This window comes from Paraburkholderia phytofirmans OLGA172, from assembly GCF_001634365.1.
GTDB lineage: Bacteria > Pseudomonadota > Gammaproteobacteria > Burkholderiales > Burkholderiaceae > Paraburkholderia.
On sequence record NZ_CP014579.1, the window covers coordinates 415793 to 434183 of the forward strand.

The 18391-nt window shown below is 62.7% G+C and carries 14 protein-coding genes; 5 read left to right on the forward strand and 9 right to left on the reverse strand.

The genetic code is table 11. The features are described 5' to 3' along the window. Nucleotide 1: 1 nt before the first annotated feature. The 3 genes from AYM40_RS22200 (at nucleotide 2) to AYM40_RS22210 (ending at nucleotide 3675) form a co-directional block, all read left to right on the forward strand. On the forward strand, nucleotides 2-496 hold the full coding sequence (locus tag AYM40_RS22200) for a CvpA family protein (RefSeq protein ID WP_063498423.1): 495 nt from the start codon (nucleotides 2-4) through the stop codon (nucleotides 494-496). Between the two features lie 146 nt (nucleotides 497-642). Then, the gene (gene purF, locus AYM40_RS22205; RefSeq protein ID WP_063498424.1) at nucleotides 643-2190 is read left to right on the forward strand and encodes an amidophosphoribosyltransferase; all 1548 of its coding nucleotides are present in this window, start codon (nucleotides 643-645) and stop codon (nucleotides 2188-2190) included. A gap of 294 nt (nucleotides 2191-2484) precedes the next feature. Then, on the forward strand, nucleotides 2485-3675 hold the full coding sequence (locus tag AYM40_RS22210) for an O-succinylhomoserine sulfhydrylase (RefSeq protein ID WP_063498425.1): 1191 nt from the start codon (nucleotides 2485-2487) through the stop codon (nucleotides 3673-3675). 51 nt (nucleotides 3676-3726) lie between these two features. Here the strand turns inward: AYM40_RS22210 and AYM40_RS22215 are convergent, their stop codons facing one another. The 6 genes from AYM40_RS22215 to AYM40_RS22240 all read right to left on the reverse strand — a co-directional run bounded on the left by AYM40_RS22215 (nucleotide 3727) and on the right by AYM40_RS22240 (nucleotide 8861). Then, a complete protein-coding gene (locus AYM40_RS22215) occupies nucleotides 3727-5196 on the reverse strand; it encodes an MFS transporter (RefSeq protein ID WP_063498426.1) in 1470 nt (489 codons plus the stop codon). An 11-nt stretch (nucleotides 5197-5207) separates the two neighbouring features. Continuing rightward, complete coding sequence (locus AYM40_RS22220) at nucleotides 5208-5720, reverse strand: hypothetical protein (RefSeq protein ID WP_063498427.1); 513 nt, start codon at nucleotides 5718-5720, stop codon at nucleotides 5208-5210. A gap of 48 nt (nucleotides 5721-5768) precedes the next feature. Beyond that, nucleotides 5769-7004, reverse strand: a complete 1236-nt coding sequence (locus tag AYM40_RS22225) for a hypothetical protein (RefSeq protein WP_063498428.1) — start codon at nucleotides 7002-7004, stop codon at nucleotides 5769-5771. Between the two features lie 125 nt (nucleotides 7005-7129). Beyond that, entirely contained in the window at nucleotides 7130-7312 is a 183-nt protein-coding gene (locus tag AYM40_RS22230) for a hypothetical protein (RefSeq protein ID WP_063498429.1), read from the reverse strand. Between the two features lie 371 nt (nucleotides 7313-7683). Beyond that, nucleotides 7684-8475: an AraC family transcriptional regulator gene (locus tag AYM40_RS22235; RefSeq protein ID WP_063498430.1), complete on the reverse strand. Its 792-nt coding sequence runs from the start codon at nucleotides 8473-8475 to the stop codon at nucleotides 7684-7686. 44 nt (nucleotides 8476-8519) lie between these two features. After that, nucleotides 8520-8861, reverse strand: coding sequence for an FKBP-type peptidyl-prolyl cis-trans isomerase (locus tag AYM40_RS22240; protein ID WP_027803023.1), 342 nt, complete (start codon nucleotides 8859-8861; stop codon nucleotides 8520-8522). Between the two features lie 189 nt (nucleotides 8862-9050). On the opposite strand from AYM40_RS22240, the gene AYM40_RS22245 reads away from it, so the two are divergent. Further along, on the forward strand, nucleotides 9051-9857 hold the full coding sequence (locus AYM40_RS22245; RefSeq protein ID WP_063500624.1) for a sensor histidine kinase: 807 nt from the start codon (nucleotides 9051-9053) through the stop codon (nucleotides 9855-9857). Nucleotides 9858-9951: 94 nt separating this feature from the next. Further along, nucleotides 9952-11295, forward strand: a complete 1344-nt coding sequence (locus tag AYM40_RS22250) for a hemolysin family protein (protein WP_063498431.1) — start codon at nucleotides 9952-9954, stop codon at nucleotides 11293-11295. A gap of 94 nt (nucleotides 11296-11389) precedes the next feature. On the opposite strand, the gene treY is transcribed toward AYM40_RS22250, so the two are convergent. From treY to treZ, 3 genes are read right to left on the reverse strand one after another with little or no spacing between them, the layout of a single operon-like run. Then, complete coding sequence (gene treY, locus AYM40_RS22255; protein WP_063498432.1) at nucleotides 11390-14251, reverse strand: malto-oligosyltrehalose synthase; 2862 nt, start codon at nucleotides 14249-14251, stop codon at nucleotides 11390-11392. Then, nucleotides 14248-16452: a 4-alpha-glucanotransferase gene (malQ, locus tag AYM40_RS22260; protein WP_063498433.1), complete on the reverse strand. Its 2205-nt coding sequence runs from the start codon at nucleotides 16450-16452 to the stop codon at nucleotides 14248-14250. The genes treY and malQ overlap by 4 nt, the downstream gene beginning before the upstream one ends. Then, nucleotides 16449-18374: a malto-oligosyltrehalose trehalohydrolase gene (gene treZ / locus AYM40_RS22265; RefSeq protein ID WP_063498434.1), complete on the reverse strand. Its 1926-nt coding sequence runs from the start codon at nucleotides 18372-18374 to the stop codon at nucleotides 16449-16451. Before treZ ends, malQ begins: the two co-directional genes overlap by 4 nt. Nucleotides 18375-18391 lie beyond the last annotated feature (17 nt).

An 18391-nucleotide genomic window follows, 5' to 3' on the forward strand; every position in this document is an offset into this window, starting at 1 on the left:
GATGTTCACTGCCTTCGACTACGCTGTAATGGCGGTGATCGGTTTGTCGGCCTTGCGCGGCACATGGCGCGGCTTTTTGTCTGAGATATTCGGGCTGATCGGCTGGATCGCGGCGTTTTTCATTGCTTGCCGCTTTGTCGGTTATGTCGTGCCGTTTATCCCTGCCACATGGCCGGGCGGCGCGCTGACCCAGTGGCTTCTGGCGTTCGCGCTGGTGGCGATCGGCGTGGTGCTGGTCGCAAGCGTGCTGAATGCCCTGCTGAGCCGCATCGTGCAGGCGACCGGCTTGAGCGGCGTGGACCGCTCGCTCGGTTTGATGTTTGGCCTCGTGCGCGGGGTCGTTCTGGTGCTGGTTCTGGTCGCCCTCGCAGGCTTGACCGAACTGCCCCAACAGGAATTCTGGCGCAACGCCTTGCTTCGGCCCTATGCGGTCGAGGGCGTGCACGTAATGAAACCGCTGCTTCCCGAGACGCTCGCTGCCTACGTCCGCGTGTGACGATCAGGTGAACGGTTAAAGGAACGCAGCAGGACTCCGGCGTAATCCGGTTGCCTCTATGCACCGTCGCGTACCCTCACGTACCCTCGCGCAGCATCTTTGGCACCGGCCGCCGTTACGAATTTCGTACCTTTGAAGGACATGCCATGTGCGGCATCGTAGGCGTAGTTTCCCACTCTCCGGTCAATCAGCTGATCTATGACAGCCTGCTGCTTCTGCAGCACCGCGGTCAGGACGCCGCCGGCATCGCGACAGCGAACGGCAGCAACTTCCATATGCACAAGGCCAACGGCATGGTGCGCGACGTGTTCCGCACGCGCAACATGCGCAGCCTGCCCGGCACCACCGGTATCGGCCAGGTCCGTTACCCGACCGCCGGTTCTGCATCGAGCGAAGAAGAAGCCCAGCCGTTCTACGTGAACGCGCCGTTCGGCATCATCCTCGCGCACAACGGCAATCTGACCAACTGGCAGCAGCTGAAAGATGAGATGTTCCGCATCGATCGCCGCCATATCAACACGAACTCCGACACCGAAGTGATGCTCAACGTGCTCGCGCACGAATTGCAGCTGTCCAGTTCGAGCCTGCAACTCGATCCGGCCGCGCTGTTCAAGGCGGTGTCGGGCGTGCATCGCCGGGTGCGGGGTTCGTACGCGATCGTGTCGCTGATTGCCGGCTACGGCATGCTCGGCTTCCGTGACCCGTTCGGCATTCGCCCGCTGTGCCTCGGCAAGCAGGAAACGCCGGAAGGCGTCGAGTGGATACTGGCGTCGGAATCGGTTGCAATCGAAGGTGTCGGTTTCGAATTTGTGCGCGACATCGCGCCGGGCGAAGCGATTTTCATCGACCTCGAAGGCAATTTGCACTCGCAGCAATGCGCCACGAATCCTAGCCTGAACCCGTGCATTTTCGAACTCGTGTATCTCGCGCGTCCGGACTCGGTACTCGACGGCGTGCCGGTCTACAACGTGCGTCTGCGCATGGGCGATTACCTCGCCGAGAAGATCAAGCGCGAATTGCCCGACGTCGCGATCGACGTCGTGATGCCGATTCCCGATTCGTCCCGTCCGGCTGCGATGCAGGTCGCGAAGAAACTGGGCGTGGAGTATCGCGAAGGCTTCTTCAAGAACCGTTACGTAGGCCGCACCTTCATCATGCCGGGCCAGGCGATGCGCAAGAAGTCGGTGCGCCAGAAGCTGAACGCAATGGGCATCGAGTTCAAGGGCAAGAACGTGCTGATCGTCGACGATTCGATCGTGCGCGGCACCACTTCGCACGAAATCGTGCAGATGGCACGCGATGCCGGCGCGAACAAGGTGATCTTCGCTTCGGCGGCGCCGCCGGTGAAGTACCCGAACGTCTACGGTATCGATATGCCGACACGCGGTGAACTCGTCGCCCACGGCCGCACGGACGATGAAGTCGCGCGCATGATCGGCGCGGACTATCTCGTTTATCAGGACGTCGACGCCCTGAAGCAGGCGGTGCGCGATATCAACCCGGCGCTGAAGGAATTCGAAGCCTCGTGCTTCGACGGCAACTACGTCACGGGTGATGTCACCAGCGAATACCTCGACCGCATCGAAACCGCGCGCCTCGCACCGTCCTCGCAATCGGACCGCGACGCCGCGAGCGAAGCGGCCGACGGCGGCCCGGCGCGTTCGCAACTGCACTTGCAATTGTCGGTCGGTTGAGTGATGGCGCTCGCGGCGTGGCCCGCTGCACGCCACGCCGCGAGCGTGTTAGCATGACGGCTTGCGTCGATTTGATCTCAGCTTGCGGACGCGGGGCAACCCAAAACAGCTAAAGCGAAGGGTGGAAAAGCCGCACTCATCCGCCTCCGCTCCAGCTTTCCCCCGCACATGAAGCCCGCTTATGCCGACGCAAAAGCGGGCTTTTTTGTTGCTGACGTTTGGCGTTAGGCGCTCCTCTCGCGTGGAGCCGTCGACGCCGAACCCAGCCATGGAACATTGGAAACCAGAACTGACATGGACGACTCCCTGAACTTCGATACGCTGGCAGTCCGCTCGGGCACAGTGCGCAGCGACTTCAACGAACATTCGGAAGCGATTTTCCTGACCTCGAGCTTCGTCTTCGCGAGTGCCGCGGACGCCGCCGAAAAATTCAAGAATTCCGAAGACAACTACACCTATTCGCGCTTCACGAATCCGACCGTCACGATGTTCCAGGACCGCCTGGCCGCGCTCGAAGGCGGCGAAGCGTGCATGGCCACGGCTTCGGGGATGGCCGCGATCATGTCGGTCGTGATGTCGGCATTGCAGGCTGGCGACCATCTGGTCAGCTCGCAGGCGCTGTTCGGTTCGACGCTCGGCATGTTCTCGCAGATTTTCAGCAAGTTCGGCATCACGACGACCTTTGTCGATCCGACCGATCTGGACGCGTGGAAAAACGCCGTGCGCCCGGAGACGAAGATGTTCTTCCTCGAAACGCCGTCGAACCCGCTGACCGAAGTCGCCGATATCGAAGCGATCAGCAAGATCGCGAAGGCAGCCAACGCGCTGTTCGTGGTCGACAACTGCTTCTGCAGCCCGGCGTTGCAACAGCCGCTGAAGCTCGGCGCGGATGTCGTGATGCATTCGGCCACCAAGTTCCTCGACGGCCAGGGGCGTGTGCTCGGCGGCGCGCTGGTCGGCTCCAGGCAGTTCATCATGGAAAAGGTGTTTCCGTTCGTGCGTAGCGCCGGGCCGACGCTGTCCGCGTTCAACGCATGGGTGCTGCTCAAGGGCATGGAAACGCTGTCGCTGCGCGTCGAAAAGCAGTCGGCGAATGCGCTCGAAATCGCGCGCTGGCTGGAAATGCATCCGGCCGTGAACCGCGTGTTCTACCCGGGACTCGAATCGCATCCGCAGCACGCGCTGGCCATGCGTCAGCAAAAGGCGGGCGGCGCGATCCTGTCGTTCGAACTGAAGGGCGATACGCCTGAGCAGATGCGCGCGAATGCCTGGCGCGTGATCGACAGTTCGAAGATTTGCTCGATCACTGGCAATCTCGGCGATACGCGTACCACCATCACGCATCCGGCGACGACCACGCATGCTCGCGTAACGCCGGAAGCGCGTGCCGCGGCGGGTATCAGCGAAGGCTTGATCCGTCTCGCGGTTGGCCTGGAAAACGCCGGCGATATCCGCGGCGATCTGGAGCGCGGTCTGGCGGGTTAAACCGTAGAGGGGCGGCGGCCCGGTCCGGGGCTACCCCTGCCGCCCGGTCGCCTATGCCGCTGGCAGCGTGCGCGGGCTGCTCATCGTGACGAGCACGATGAGCAGCGCTAACACGAAGAACACCGCAGACGTGCCAGCCGAAACTGACAGGGCATGGGTGAGTTCGGTTTTGGCCCCCAGTTCCAAAGTCGAACCGAGTGGCCCACGCGTCAAAGCGATACGGTTAAACGTCAGATCGGCAATGAAGACGACGACCGCCGTGCCCATTGCGCCGCCGATATAGTGCGTCGCATTGATCAAACCGGAAGCCGCACCAGCATGACGCGGCGCCACGCCGGCAATGCCGGCCGTCGTAAGCGGCACCAGGGCTGCGCCGGTTCCGATTCCCAACATGACGATCGGCAATGCCAGATCGGCAAAAAACTCCGTGTCGGCACCCACTCGGCTCAAGCACACCATGCCGCCCGCCGCGATCAGCAGTCCTCCCGTCAGCAGACCTTTGCGGCCCAGCCGCGGTATGAGCCACGGCACGCCGACCATCACCATCAGAAATTGCGTTGCCGCCAGCGGCAGGAAGGCGAGGCCCGCGCGGAACGCGCTGAACTCAAGAACCTCCTGCACGTATTGGGTCAGGAAGAAGAACGTTCCCAGCATGCCGCCTATCAATAGCATCCTGCCGGCATAGGCGCCTGAACGTTGCGCGCTGGCGAAGAGCGAGAGCGGGGTAATCGGGTGCCTCGCCCGCTTCTCGACGAGAACGAAGGCGATGAGCAATAGTCCTGCTGAGATGAGCGACACCACGACGCCTGGGTGTGCCGCTCCGTCCGGCACGCAACGTACGAGCCCGTACACCAGGAGGCTCGTGCCGAGGGTGACGGTCAACGCACCCATGACATCGAAGTGTCTGCGGTTACGCGGCGCCTCAGGCAGGCATCGTGGCCCCAGCACCAGCAACAGTGCGCCGATAGGCACATTGATGAACAGTACCCAGCGCCAGGAGGCGAAATCGGTCAGTACGCCGCCGAGCACCAGCCCGGCCGCACTCCCACCGCCGGAGACCGCTGTGTAGAGCGTGATCGCACGCATACGCGCCGCGCCCTCCGGGAAAAGCAGCATCAGCAGCGCGAGCGCGGATGGCGCGGCAAAGGCACCGGCGATGCCTTGCAAGCCGCGCGCGAGGAGCAGCCCATGGAGGGATTGCGCGAGCCCGCCAGCAGACGACGCCAGGACAAACGCCGCGCTGGCGGCCAGGAACACACGACGGTGTCCCAGGATGTCGCCGGTGCGGGCGCCCAGCAGCATGAACCCGCCGAAAGTCAGCATATAGGCGTTTTGCACCCAGGACAGGTCCGCGCGCGCAAGTCGGAGGTCTGCCCGAAGATGCGGCAATGCCGCGTATATCACCGTGCCGTCGATGACCACCATCAACTGGCAGGCCAGGATAACGACAAGAGCAAGCGTGCTGGCGGACAGTCGATTACGCCCGCCCGGGAGGCGCCGGGAGGCTCGGTAGCCTGTCATGGCGTCTGCCTTCAGGCAGCCTCGCGGGCTTCGAGCTGCGCAATGTCCGCCAGCGAGAGGCCCATTTCGTCGCGCAGAAAACGAGGCATGGTCCAATGCGGCAGCGCACCCTCATCGAACGGGCCAAAGGATTGCCGATACAACGGCAGCCACCGAAGTGATTGCTCGATTAGTTGCTCGCGGCTCGGCGCTTGCTGATAGGTCGCGTAAGGGCAACTGCGGTGCTCGATAAAGAAACCGCCGGGCAAGCGTTCCTCACAAAGCGTCCGGTATTCGCGTGTCTGGAGAATGAGGTAATGCCAGATCTCGTCGATCTGCTGCTCGACCGGCAGAAAAAGACCACTCAGTTGCTCCCGGTGCTTCGAGACCAGATAGAGGTACCGCAAACATTCCACCAGTTGCCGTTCTACGTAGTCCGAGGACGCGCCGGTGCGATTGGTGAAATAGAGGATTACTTCCGAATACAGTTCGTGACCGAGCAATGCCTTTGCGTCGACCGCCGGAGCAGAATACAGGGAGTGCATGCGATTTCCTCTTTGCAGTGAGAGTAGTTGGAACCTGCCGGCAGACCCTTAATCTCTCGGGAGCCACGCATATTTTCCCGATTTGCCGATGGCGATATGGGCGCGGTGTGAGATGGTGCAATCCATCCCTGTCGCTTCCCGAATGCGCGCTTGCAAATCAGCAACTTCCCGCGGCAGGAGCGGGGCGCCATGGAACGTCGTGTAATGCAGGCAGGCTTGCGATTGCTCAACCGTGCGTAATTGATAAACGAAGATTGTGGGCGAAGCGGCGCAGATGAGATCGTCGAAATCGGCTTGCGACACCATGCCGTGCGAAGCGCACAGCATCTCTTTTTCGCGGCCGCAAAATCTGAAAATTTGCGCAGGGTTTGCCGAGCCGTCGGCCGTCTGGACGCAATCGCCGGAGCGGTAACGGATTAGCGGCATATACGGATTACGCACGCTCGACACGATCAGGCTGAAAATTGAGTCGCTCGTCGCGAACGGCACGAGTTCCAGGCGCATTTTGTCGAGATACGGCGAGTAGCGGCCGTGTCGATCGCTGTAGTAGAGATAGCCGAGTTCGGTGCTGCCGAAGAGATCGACGAGCGGGCAACTGAAATTTTCCAGCAGGAACCGCCTGACGTTTGCCGGGGTGTACTCGTAAGCGTGGACGATGCTGGCAGGTTGGGGGAAGCGTTCCTTTAGTCCGTATTCTGAGACCTTCAGTACGAAATGGGCCAGATGGAAGCTGGAACAATCCAGATGATAAAACCCATGAGGATGAGAACGCCTGGCAGCCTCGATATCGTCCAGCATGCACTCGATATCGGCGCGTTCCCACAGTGCAGGGTCGAGTTTCTGGTTGAGATACGAAGTGCGCGCATCGAGCCGCCTCATCGCCGATGAGGCGATTCCAGCGATGTGCGTGTCATATTTGCGGACGTTTACTCGCGCCACGTGTTCGGTTGCCAGCACCGTAGTGAGCGATACGCGCTGACATTGTTGCTGCCATGTGAACCGAATGTCGGGGTGATCGCTCCACAGCTGATAGTACGAGTTCAATAGAAAGTAAGGCGGGCGGATGATCTGCATCCTTGCGTGATGGGTGCCGGTCGAAAGAACGAACTCGGCTTCGCCGGCCTCGAGCGCGGCTGCAAGTCGCGGCGTCATCCAGTTGTTGGGAAAGTCCAGCGCGATAGCGGGTTTTTCCAGAATCGGGAAAAAGTTGTCCGCTATCGACTGTCGATAGATGGGGATGTCTTTGATCTGCTCGATCACATCGGCTGTCGGCTGGCTTTTCATGCGGACTCCAAAGCCTGGTTGCGATGTCGAGGGAAGCTGATCCTTGCACCTTGCAAGGATCAGCTTGATGAGCGCGCCAGGTTGCGTTTCGCCATTACAGGTCGCTCAAGTTCGACGTAGGGCGATTAGCTGATGCAGCCTTTCTTCGGAGGCGGCGTTGCTCTGGCGATCGAAATGCAGCCTGCCTTTGCGGCTGAAATGCAACCTTCCTTGCTGCCCGATATGCAGCCGTCTGTTTCAGACGAGTTGGCGGCGACCCACTTATTCCATACGGAGTTCTGAGCAATTTGCTGAATGAGCTTTTCCATCGAATACCTCCAGCGGTATAGAAAGTTGCGGATTGGGGTGTGTCAGCTAAACATCAGAAATATTACGCACCCCGTAGCTCTGTCTTTGTTTTGGAAGGTGGGTTCAATTTTATTTGTGACCTTCGACAACGCGATTGGGCCGTCGCACATCTGTATGCCGGCTCGACGTCTACGGCGAGATTGGGGCGTCGTTTGCCAAAGGCCTTGATGGAGCGGGCCGGCAGCGGTAGCGGAGGGGGTGAAGTGATGACTGGCAGTCGCGAAGACACTGCGCGCTTTTGCTTGACGCGCGTGGCGCAATGACGCATCTAACTCGTACTGCTTTGTTTGCCAGATTTAACTGTTGGTCACAGTGCGTCGCGGATCGAGGTTCAAGCGTGACTTCGGTTCCGTGTCGCGCGCCATTGACCGGGCGCCAGCCCGAAACGCCGCGTGAATGCGTGCGTGTAGGCGCTCTGATCGCCAAAGCCGATTTCCAACGCGATATCGCTGAGAGATAAGCGTGGATCGGACAACAAACCAAGAGACGTATCGAGCCGCAAACGCTGCAAGTAGCGATGTGGCGTTTCGCCGAAGGCGTCGATAAAAAGCTGATGAAAGCGCCGCATGCCGAAGCCGCAGTGCGCGGCAAGGTCGGCGATACGCAGCGGCTCCGACAGATGCGCGCGCAGCCAACGGTCGATGCGCGCGAAGTCGAGGCCGGCGCCATAGGCCTGAGCCCCGGCCACCGTACCGGTGTCGGCCACCAACGCGGCGCCCAAGCGCGCGGCTGCATCCCATTGAAAACGCCGGGTGTCCAGGTCGTCGGCTTGCGCGCCGCCTGTGGCGTGCGCCGCAATCCGATGCACGAGTTGCGTGAGCGAGACATCCACCGTCACCGCCCGCGCGCGGTCGAACAGACGTTCCGGCACGGCTAGCGAGGTGGCCGGCAGATCCAGCACCAATTGCCGGTTCTCGCCGATGCCCGCGTAATCGTGCCGCGCCCCGGCCGGGATGAGCCAGGCGGAGCGGGCGTCGATCTGATGCGCGACGCCGTCTACCGCCATCACCATCGCGCCGTCGAGTCCGAGCACGACCTGGTGAAAGTCGTGCACGTCCGACGCCTCGACCACGCCGTAACGGCGCAGCGAAACGCTAGGTGCGGTGACGGCGGGGTGACTCATTGGCGAAGCCCACTTGCACAATGCAAAACAGCGCAGCGAAAAACTTAGACGCCGAGCAGTTCGACTTCGAACACGAGCGTTGCATTCGGCGGAATCACGCCGCCGGCGCCACGCACGCCGTAGCCGAGTTGCGGCGGAATCGTCAGCTTGCGCGTGCCGCCGACCTTCATGCCTTGCACGCCTTCGTCCCAGCCCTTGATAACCATGCCGCCACCCAGCACGAACGCGAACGGGTCGTTGCGGTCCTTGCTCGAGTCGAACTTCTGGCCGTCAGTCAGCCAGCCCGTGTAGTGCACGCTGACGGTCTTGCCGGCCACCGCTTCGGCGCCGGTGCCTTCAACGATGTCTTCGTATTTCAGGCCGGATTCGGTAGTCACAGTCGACATATGTCGCTCCTTAGGTCAAAAACGTAAAAACCGACATTGTAGGCGTGTTGGCGCTGCATCGCTGAGGATTGGGGCGTGGCATGCGGTTTGCGTCCACACTGGCCATCCGGCCAGGCTGGCCGCGCCGGGTGGCATGCCTATAATGGGACGTCTTTTAACATTTTATGCACCGCCTGAGAGGGCTTGATCGTGACAACGTCTTCCACCGGGACCGCCGGCGCAGACCCGGTTCTTTCCGGCTTTGCCGTATCCGAACGCACCGCACGTCTGCGCGCGGAGACCGCGCTATTTATGCGCGACCACGTGCTGTCGCTGCTGTCGCATGACCTGCGTGGTCCGCTGAACGCCATCCATAGCTGGGCCTACGTGCTCGAGCGTAAGCTCGATGCCAACGACCCTAATTCGCAGCGCGCCGTCACCGGGATTCGTAACGGCGTGGACCAGCAGGTGAAGTTGCTGGAGACGATTGTCGATGCCACGCGCGGCGAGACCAAATCGCTGGCGCTTGCTATTGCTCCGTTTCCGCTGCATCCGCTAATCGATGAAACGGTGGAAGAAGTCCGTTCCGGGTTGGCTCGCGCGCGTGGTGTCAAGATCGCGGTCGAATCGCGACTCGCTACCGAGCAGCTCAACGGCGACCGTGAGCGCCTCGCCGCCGCGCTGTGGGTGATGCTCACGTTTGCGGTCGAAGCGAGCACGCAGGGCGCCGCAGTCACGCTGGCCGCACACGCGGACGCCGCCAGGTGGCACGCCACCGTCACCTTCAATCAAAGTGCCGCTGCGCTGGACGATCCTTCGGTGCCTCATTTGCTGGAAGCTTTTGCCCGCAAACAGGCACGCGAACCGCGCGAAGCCAAACGGATCGCGTGGGTGTTCGCGCTGTGCAAGCGCGTCGCGGAAGCGCACGGCGGCAGTTTCGAGCAAAGCGACGCGCCTGAGAGCGAAACGGCTACGCTCGCGCTGCATGTGCCGCTGAGTGCGCCGACACCAACGTGAGCGGCGGCTGTCGGCGCACGTTCCTGTACGCGATTAACTTTCAGCTTGCTTTCGCCCTCTATACTGACAACTTTTGTTGCCGGAGCCCTTCGCTTTGATCCAGGTTGTCGCCCTTATCGGTGCATTGTTTCTCGTTGCCCTCAACGGTTTTTTTGTCGCCGCCGAATTCGGTCTGGTGAAGCTGCGCCAGACGCGCGTGCGGAGCCTCGCGGCCAAGCACGGCATGCGCGGGCGTTTGCTGGCGAAGGTGCACGGACGGCTCGACGCGTATCTGTCCGCCTGTCAGCTCGGCATTACGCTGGCGTCGCTCGGGCTCGGCTGGATCGGTGAGCCGGCGTTCGCGGAACTGCTCACGCCGGTTTTCAGCCTGCTTGGCGTGGAATCGGAGAAGCTGATCCACGGCATCTCGCTGTTCTTCGCGTTCTCGTGCATTTCGTTCCTGCACATCGTGGTGGGCGAGCTGGCGCCGAAATCGCTGGCGATTCGCGAGGCGGAAAAGGTTTCGTTGTGGGCCGCCACGCCGCTATACGGTTTCTACTGGGCGATGTATCCGGGGATCTGGGTGCTCAACACGAGCGCCAACGCGGTGTTGAAGCTCGCGGGCCTCGACGCGGACCACGGCCACGATTCGCATTACTCCACCGAGGAACTCAAGCTGATTCTGCGCGGCCGCCACGCCAACGTCGCGACTGAACTTGGTTCGCTGGATGGCGCCTATAGCCAGGACGAATGGAACACGATTGCGCATTCGCTGGACTTTTCGCGCATGACCGTCTCGGATCTGATGCGCCCGTCCCATGAAATGGTCGGCCTGCGGCGCGATTTGCCTTTGCGAGAAAACATGCAGATGGTGGCGCGGCACCGCTTCAGCCGCTATCCGTTGTTGGAAGACGCGTCCGGCGAGCGCGTGGCCGGCATGATCCATTTGAAGGATTTGCTGCTGGCGCGGCACGCTGGCAGCACGCTCGACGACCTCTCCAAATATGTGCGGCCCGTGCAGTATGTCAAGCCGGACATGCCGGCGCTCGAACTGTTTCGCCGCTTCCGACAGGGTGCGCCGCACTTCGCGCTGGTTGGCCGCAAGAATTCGAAGCCGATCGGCTTTCTGACGCTGGACAATCTGCTCGGCGCACTGGTCGGGCAGATCCACGACGAATTCCGCCAGGGCGATGCCGACTGGACGCGTATGGACGACGGCACGTTGATGGGCAAGGGCAGCTTGCCGGTGGTGTCGTTGGAACGCGCGCTCGGGATCGACATCGACGAGGGCAGGGCTGAATCGGTCGGCGGCCTCGTGATTCAGGCGCTCAACGACCTGCCTGCCGAAGGGCAGCGCGTTGAGTTCGATTGCTTCGATGTGGTGGTCAAGAAGATGAAGGGGCCGCGCATCGTGCTCGTGCGCGTTTATCCGAAGATCTTCGACGACGAAGGTGGTTGAGCGGCTTATTTGCGGGCTGCTGTTGCCCGGCTCTTATCGGTAGTCAGCGCGTCGCCCATGCTTTCACCGCCTCCAACCTTCTAAAAGTCGCAGATCAACTGTGTGGCACGCCATCCTCCACCAACACTGCGATAGGCATTGCGCCCAACGCATCGCGCAGATAAAGCAAGCCGTTTTCATCGACCTTAGGCGCCGCCGGACTCAACCAGTCGAACAGCGCCCGCGCGGCCAGATCCGCGGGCATCTGGATTGCCGTATCGCCCCATTTGGCTGGATCGGCCATCGGCAAATCGCCGTCTTCGCCTAGCAACCCGGCAGCCAGCCGGCTCGCCACCACCACAGCCCATGCGTTCCCATGCCGGCGTGCAAAGGCGATCACATTCGACGCATGCGCACCGCGCACCTCGAGCGGAAGATACGTACTCTGACTTAGCAACTCCGGCAAATGCGCGCGCAACGCCAGCACGCGTTGCACCACCGCGAGCTTCACCCGGCCATCGCGCCAGTTCGCCAGAAACGCCGAAGGCGGTGTCTGTGCCAGCCACGCCTCACGTTTGGCAAAGTCGACGGGTCGGCGATTGTCCGGATCGACCAGACTGAAGTCCCACAACTCAGTGCCTTGATAAAGATCGGGAATCCCAGGCGATGCCAGCCGCAACACCGTTTGCTGCAAACTATTGAGCGCACCAGCGCGTCCAATCCGTGCGACGAGCGCGGACAACTCGCGCAAGAACCCGTCGCGCCGCTGCGGCGCCAGAATATCGAACAGGAACTCGCGGCAGCCGGCCTCATAGGCTTCGTCGGGGGAGAGCCAGTTGGTCTGCAGCTTCGCCTCCCGCAGCGCCTTCAACTGCCATTGTGCGACGCGCTCGGCCAGTGCCTTGACGCCGGCTTCATCGTCCGGCTTTAGATCCGGTGGCCAGCAGCCCACCAGGGTCTGATACAGCATCGCTTCGGCGGCGGGGCCCGGCGCCCAATCGTAGCGTGTGTCGTGGCTGACGCTGCGAATCCTCGTACCGTCGACGGCGCGGCGATGCGGTGCATTCAATGTCGACCATGCGCGCAACTTGGCGCTCCATTCATCCGCGATTTCGCTCAACACCGCGAGCCGCGCGCGCACGTCTTCGCCACGCTTGTGGTCGTGCGTTGCCGTGGCGAGCATCGCGTGGGGAAAGCGCTGCGAACGCTCCAGATTCGCCGCGTGGAACTGGTCCACCGATAACGAAAGCTCGCTCGGGTCCGAGCCGACTTCGTTGCGCGACAGCAAACGTCCATAGCGATAGCACGCTGTATCTTCAATCGCCTTCGCGGCGACCGGCGCGGTCAATTGCGAAAACAGCGTCTGCGCGGTGCGCCTTGCGGAACCGGTATGACCCGGCGGTACGCCATTCGGACCCTGCTGCTGTGATTGCACATTGCCGCGTGCATTCGGCACCTCTTCTGCGCTGCCGCCCAACCACGCGTTCACGCGGTCGAGCACTACATAGTCCGCGCGCGAAAGCGTTTGTCTCGCGCCTGCCAGCGCCTGCTCGAAATACACGTTATCGATGGCGCCGCGCAGCCCGTTCTGTGGATAGATCCGATACACCGGAAAATGCACGGCCAGTTCGGTCAGCACGCGTCGCAACGCCGTGAAGGTGAAATCGCGGGTCGTCAGCGAATCGCGGGCGATCCGATGCAACGCACGCGCTGCGCGGTCCAGTTCCGCCGCGAGGTTCTCCACGAGAATCTTGCGTCGCGCGGCCAAGGCTTCGTCGGCGAAGCGCGGGCTGCGGCCGGTGAGTTCGGCCCATGTCTGCGCGAGCGGCTCGGCGCCGGCCGGATCGTGCAGTAGCGCGCCCACGTCGTTCATGAAATCGTAGCCGGTCGTGCCGTCCACGGGCCAATCGTCGCGCAGTGGTTCGCCGCGGCCGAGAATTTTTTCGACGACCACATACGGTGCGGTGTCGCGCAATTCGGTGAGGCGCTGCCGCAGACGCTGACAGTACTCACGTGGTTCAGCGAGACCGTCCACGTGGTCGATCCGCAAACCGTCCACCACGCCTTCCTGATACAAGCGGAAAATCAGCGCGTGCACGGCCTCGAACACTTCGGGCCGCTCCACACGCACGCCGGCCAGCGTCGAGATGTCGAAGAAACGCCGCCAGTTCACTTCGTCCGAAGCAGTGCGCCACCATGCGAGGCGGAAGTGCTGCCGTTCGATCAGCCGATGCAGACGGTCACGCGTCACCGGATCTGCGGGCGCATACGCTTCTAGCACCAATTCGATCGCCGCGGCGCCGTTTTGCGCGACGAACTCGCGCAGCATGTCGCGTCCTTCGGCGGCGCGCGGCTGATCGGTCGGCTGCGTCGTCAGGCCCTGGAAACGTTCGGCCAGTGCACTGAGATCGGTGCGGTCGGCGCTTTGCAGAATCGCCGCGTAATCGGTTGGGCACACCGGAAACACATGCGGCCCGTAGCCGATATAAAAGCGGCCGCTATCAGCCGCAAAATGCAGCGCAATCCGGCCTGCTGCGAGCTCCTCGCCGTACGCGGCGCCGAGTGTCGGCGCCAGCACCTTGCCGCGCAAGGCTGGATCGGGCGAATGCCAGTCGATATCGAAATGGCGAGCGTACGCGCTGTGCCGGCCCCATTCGAGGATATCGAGCCACCACGCGTTGCTCGAACCGCCGACGCCCATATGGTTCGGCACCACATCGACGATCAGCCCCATGTTGTGCGCGTGCAGCTTATCGACGAGGCGTTTCAAGCCCGCCTCGCCGCCGCATTCGGCGTTGACCTGGGTGTAGTCGACGGTATCGTAGCCGTGCATCGAGCCCGGCTCGGCGGTGGTGATGGGCGACGCGTACACGTGGCTGATGCCGAGCGCGGCGAAGTAGTCGACATGCTTCGCGGCATCGTCGAAGGTAAAGCCTCGATGGAACTGGAGGCGAAGCGTGGAGCGCGGGACGGTCATGGCGTATCAGGCTCCGAAGAGGCGTTGGAGGCAGAAGCAGGAACGGTTGCGCCGCCGCGCGCGCGGTCGACGGCCAGCAGGCGATCGCTGAAGGTGTCGTCCTCGAACAATGCGTCGATGGGCAAGCTCACGCGGCGGCGCCAGTTCGGATGCTCGTCGATCGAGCCGGGCAGATTCGGCTGCTCGACCAGCGCGAGCAAATCTTCGAGCGGGAAAGTGACGAGCGGCCCGGGTGTCGCGGCGACGAAGGCGAGCGCTTCATCCACGGGCGCCTCGTCGGGCGGCGGCGCTTCCACGTCCGGCACGGCGACGCCGGCTTGCTGGAACGCGCGCCATAGCAGAGCGCGATCGGCGGCGCGTTCTTCCTGCGCCACTTTCTCCGCGTCGCGGCCGTCGGCGCGCGCCATCGTTTGACCGATCCGGTTGCGCCACGTAATGTCGCTGCCGCGCCACCAGCCTGCCACGGTCGGCAGATCATGGGTCGTGGTGGTGCCGACAGCGTTGCGGTCCCACGCGTGCGGCGGCCTGAAACCCTTGCCGCCTTCCGCGCCTTCGAACCACAGCACGCGAATGCCGGCGAGACCGTGCTCGTCGAGCCGCTCGCGAAAGCCGGGCGGCACGGTGCCGAGATCTTCGCCGATTACGATCGCGCGATGCCGCCACGATTCGAGCGCGATCAGCCGCAGCAGGTCTTCGAGCGGATAGCGCAGATAGGCGCCATTACGCGCGCTTTCGCCTTCGGGCACGAGCCATAGGCGCCGCAAGCCGAGAATGTGGTCGATGCGGACGCCGCCCGCGTGCGCGAACGCCGCGCGCAGCATGTCGATGAACGCGGAGAAGCCCTGCGTGCGCATTGCGCGCGGCGAGAAGGTGGTGAGCCCCCATGCCTGGCCGGCCTGGTTGAACAGATCGGGCGGTGCGCCCACTGAAATGCCTTGCAGCATGTCGTCACGGTACGACCATGCATGGCTGCCGGCACTATCGCATCCAACTGCCAGGTCGGCGATCAGGCCGACGGCCATGCCGGCATCGGTCGCCGCATGCTGCGCGTGCGACAGACCCTTGGCGGCGAGCCATTGCAGAAACAGATGAAAATCGACTTCATGCCGATGCGTTTCGGCAAAGGCGTCAACTTCCGGGCTGCGCGGGTCGCGTAACGCATCAGGCCAATTGCGCCAGTGGCCATTGCCGGCCTCCTGAGCCAACTGCACCGCTTGCAGCGCTTCGAAACGCGCGTGATCTTCGAGCGCACGGCCGGCACGTTCGCAGAAGCCATGAAATTCGAGCGCGCGCGGCGTATCGTGCGCGCGTTCCTGGGTGCAAAAGTTCTCGTACAGCACGCGCAAAACCTTCAGCTTCAGCACAACTGCGTTCGGCCAATCGATCAGCGGCAAGTCTTCGAGTGCCGACCAGGCGTCGGTGGCCTGCGCGGCCTCGAGTGCGGCGCGCGCGGCGTCCGCGCCGAACACCGCGGCGGGATCGATATGCGTGACGTTCAGCCACAAACGCGACGACGGCGAATACGGACTGAACCGGTTCGGCTCGGCGCTGAACATCGCGTGCGTCGGACTGACGGCGAGCGCATGGGCGCCGCGCTTCGCGCTTTCAATAGCCATCTGCGCGAGAGCCGTATAGTCGCCGATGCCGCCGTCGCCCGTGCGGCGCAAGCCATACAACTGCGCGGCAATGCCCCAGAGCGGCGGCGTTTGCGCCGTGGCGCCGTCGTGCAGCGTGCGCCATGCATCCGCGACGGTATAGCAGCGTGACGGCGCCACGGCCAATGTCATGCGTTGATCGTTGATCACCAGCGTGTGATAGCCGGGCTCGTCGATTGGTGCGAGCAATGCTTCCTCGCCTTTAGGCGCCGTGAAGCGGCCGTCGATGATCGAGCCGCTTTCGAGCTCGATCCGGTAGTGGCTGCCGGATTTGATCGCCGCGGCAGGCAGCGCGATGCCGCGCTCGATCTCCGCGGTCATCAATGGCGGCAGTTTGCGGCCGGACAGTTCGGCTTCGAGCGCCGCCGCGCTGTGCCGGATTTGCGTGGCGTTAGCGCATGGCAAGCCCATTCGTTCGAGCAGCACGGCGAGCGTGCTCTCCGGCACATGCTGCGTCGTATGGTGCGCGTCCCGCCACTCGACCTCGAAGCCGACGCGAGTGGCAAGGGTAACGATCGTATCGTTTGAACGGCGGGTAGCACTCACGCGTGGCGCTCCTGTTGGCTCACGATGCGAGCATCGTGGCCGATGGCATATTCGCTGACGTCGCCGGTCACCCACGCGACAAACGCATACGAAGGCAACACCTTGGCGTCGACCTGCTCGCGCACGCGCGGCGGCGTTTCGAAAATCACTTTGCCGGCGGGCAAAGCGGGGAACGCCACGTTCTCCTTCGAGAGATTCAACGCGATCGACAAGGTTTCGCCGTCGCAAAGTTTCCAGCGGGCGATCAGCGCATTGGCGTCGCCGCCGTTTGCGGCGCTCAGCACGGTCGAGCCGAGCGCTTTGGAATGTTTCAGACGCGGCGTGATCAGCTTCGCCCGCACGGCGAGCGCGGATTTGTAGAAGTGCATCCAGTCGAGACGGTCTTTCGCGTTGTCATCTTGTGCGGAGCCTTGACCTTGAACGGGCTCAGGCGGTGACGAGACCGCAAAGGTCTTCGCGTCGTTCGGATCGGGAATCTGCGCACGACGCTTTTCATCGCTGAACGCCGAAAAGCGTGCGAATTCGCGGCGCCGTCCTTCGCGCACGGCGTCGGCGAGCGCGCCGGTGTAGTCGGTGAAAAACAGGAACGGCTGGGTCGAGCCGTATTCCTCGTCCATGAACAGCAGGGGGATTTGCGGCGACAGCAGCAGCAAACCGGTGGCGGCGCGCAAAGCATCGTCCGACGTCAGCGAGCGCAAGCGCTCGCCGAATGCGCGATTGCCGATCTGGTCGTGATTCTGCAAGAACATCACGAATGAGGTAGTCGGCAGATGCTGGCTCGATTCACCACGCGGCGCGCCGTCGTGAATCGGCGACGGGTCGCCCTGATACGCGAAGCCTTCCGACAGCACGCGCGCGAGACGGCGGATCGGCTGGTCTTCGTACGCGTGGTAATAGCCTTCGGTTTCGCCCGTCAGCAGAACATGCAGCGCGTTGTGCGCGTCGTCGTTCCATTGCGCGTCGAAATGCGTTTCCAGCAGGCTCGCGCTGTTGTGTTCGTTTTCCAGCACCAGATGCACGTGCCGCCCGTGCTGCACTTTCGCGCGGATATGGTCGGACAATTCGCGCAGCCACGCATGGTTGCCGATGGCATGCACCGCATCGAAACGCAGGCCGTCGATGCGATATTCGTTGATCCAGTAGACGGCGTTGTCAGTGAAGAAGTCGCTCACTTCACTGCGGTCGAAATCGATCGCGGGGCCCCACGGCGTGTGCGTGCCTTCGCGGAAAAACGCGCGGGCGTATTCGTGCAGATAGTTGCCGTCCGGGCCGAAGTGGTTGTAGACCACGTCGAGAAACACCATCAGGCCAAGGCTGTGCGCGGCGTCGATCAGCGCCTTCAATTCTTCGGGGCGGCCGTACGCGGAATCGGGCGCATACGGCAGCACGCCGTCGTAGCCCCAATTGTGCTTGCCGGGAAAGTCGTTCAACGGCATCAATTCGATCGCCGTTACGCCGAGTGCGGCGAGCGCGGGCAGACGTTTCTGCACGCCCGCATAACCGCCCACGGCGCCGACGTGCAACTCGTACAACACCGCTTCTTCCCACGGGCGACCGTGCCAGTTCGTATGTTCCCAGCGATACGCACGCGGATCGATCACTTCGCTCGGGCCGTGCACGTCTTGCGGCTGGAAGCGCGACGCAGGATCGGGCACCGCACGCTCGCCATCGAGCCGGAAGCGATACAGCGTACCGGCGCCGCTATCGACGGTTGTTTCGAACCAGCCGTTGCCGGTGGACGTCATGTCGTGCGCGCCTTGGGCCGGTCCATTTTCGATGTCCACCTGGACCGTCTTGCACGAAGGCGCCCAGAAGCGGAACCGGGTGCGCGGCTTCGCGCCCATAGCGCCCAGCAGCTGCGCGCTGAACGGCAGGCAATGCGCGTGATGATGCGCGTGAGGATCAATCGGACTTTCGGACATGATTCATCACCATTCGA

Excerpts from the sequence above, each read along its gene's own strand:
- AYM40_RS22200 (WP_063498423.1), top strand. The coding sequence starts at position 2 with ATGTTCACTGCCTTCGACTACGCTGTAATGGCGGTGATCGGTTTGTCG.
- purF (WP_063498424.1), top strand. The coding sequence starts at position 643 with ATGTGCGGCATCGTAGGCGTAGTTTCCCACTCTCCGGTCAATCAGCTG.
- AYM40_RS22210 (WP_063498425.1), top strand. The coding sequence starts at position 2,485 with ATGGACGACTCCCTGAACTTCGATACGCTGGCAGTCCGCTCGGGCACA.
- AYM40_RS22215 (WP_063498426.1), bottom strand. The coding sequence starts at position 5,196 with ATGACAGGCTACCGAGCCTCCCGGCGCCTCCCGGGCGGGCGTAATCGA.
- AYM40_RS22220 (WP_063498427.1), bottom strand. The coding sequence starts at position 5,720 with ATGCACTCCCTGTATTCTGCTCCGGCGGTCGACGCAAAGGCATTGCTC.
- AYM40_RS22225 (WP_063498428.1), bottom strand. The coding sequence starts at position 7,004 with ATGAAAAGCCAGCCGACAGCCGATGTGATCGAGCAGATCAAAGACATC.
- AYM40_RS22230 (WP_063498429.1), bottom strand. The coding sequence starts at position 7,312 with ATGGAAAAGCTCATTCAGCAAATTGCTCAGAACTCCGTATGGAATAAG.
- AYM40_RS22235 (WP_063498430.1), bottom strand. The coding sequence starts at position 8,475 with ATGAGTCACCCCGCCGTCACCGCACCTAGCGTTTCGCTGCGCCGTTAC.
- AYM40_RS22240 (WP_027803023.1), bottom strand. The coding sequence starts at position 8,861 with ATGTCGACTGTGACTACCGAATCCGGCCTGAAATACGAAGACATCGTT.
- treY (WP_063498432.1), bottom strand. The coding sequence starts at position 14,251 with ATGACCGTCCCGCGCTCCACGCTTCGCCTCCAGTTCCATCGAGGCTTT.
- treZ (WP_063498434.1), bottom strand. The coding sequence starts at position 18,374 with ATGTCCGAAAGTCCGATTGATCCTCACGCGCATCATCACGCGCATTGC.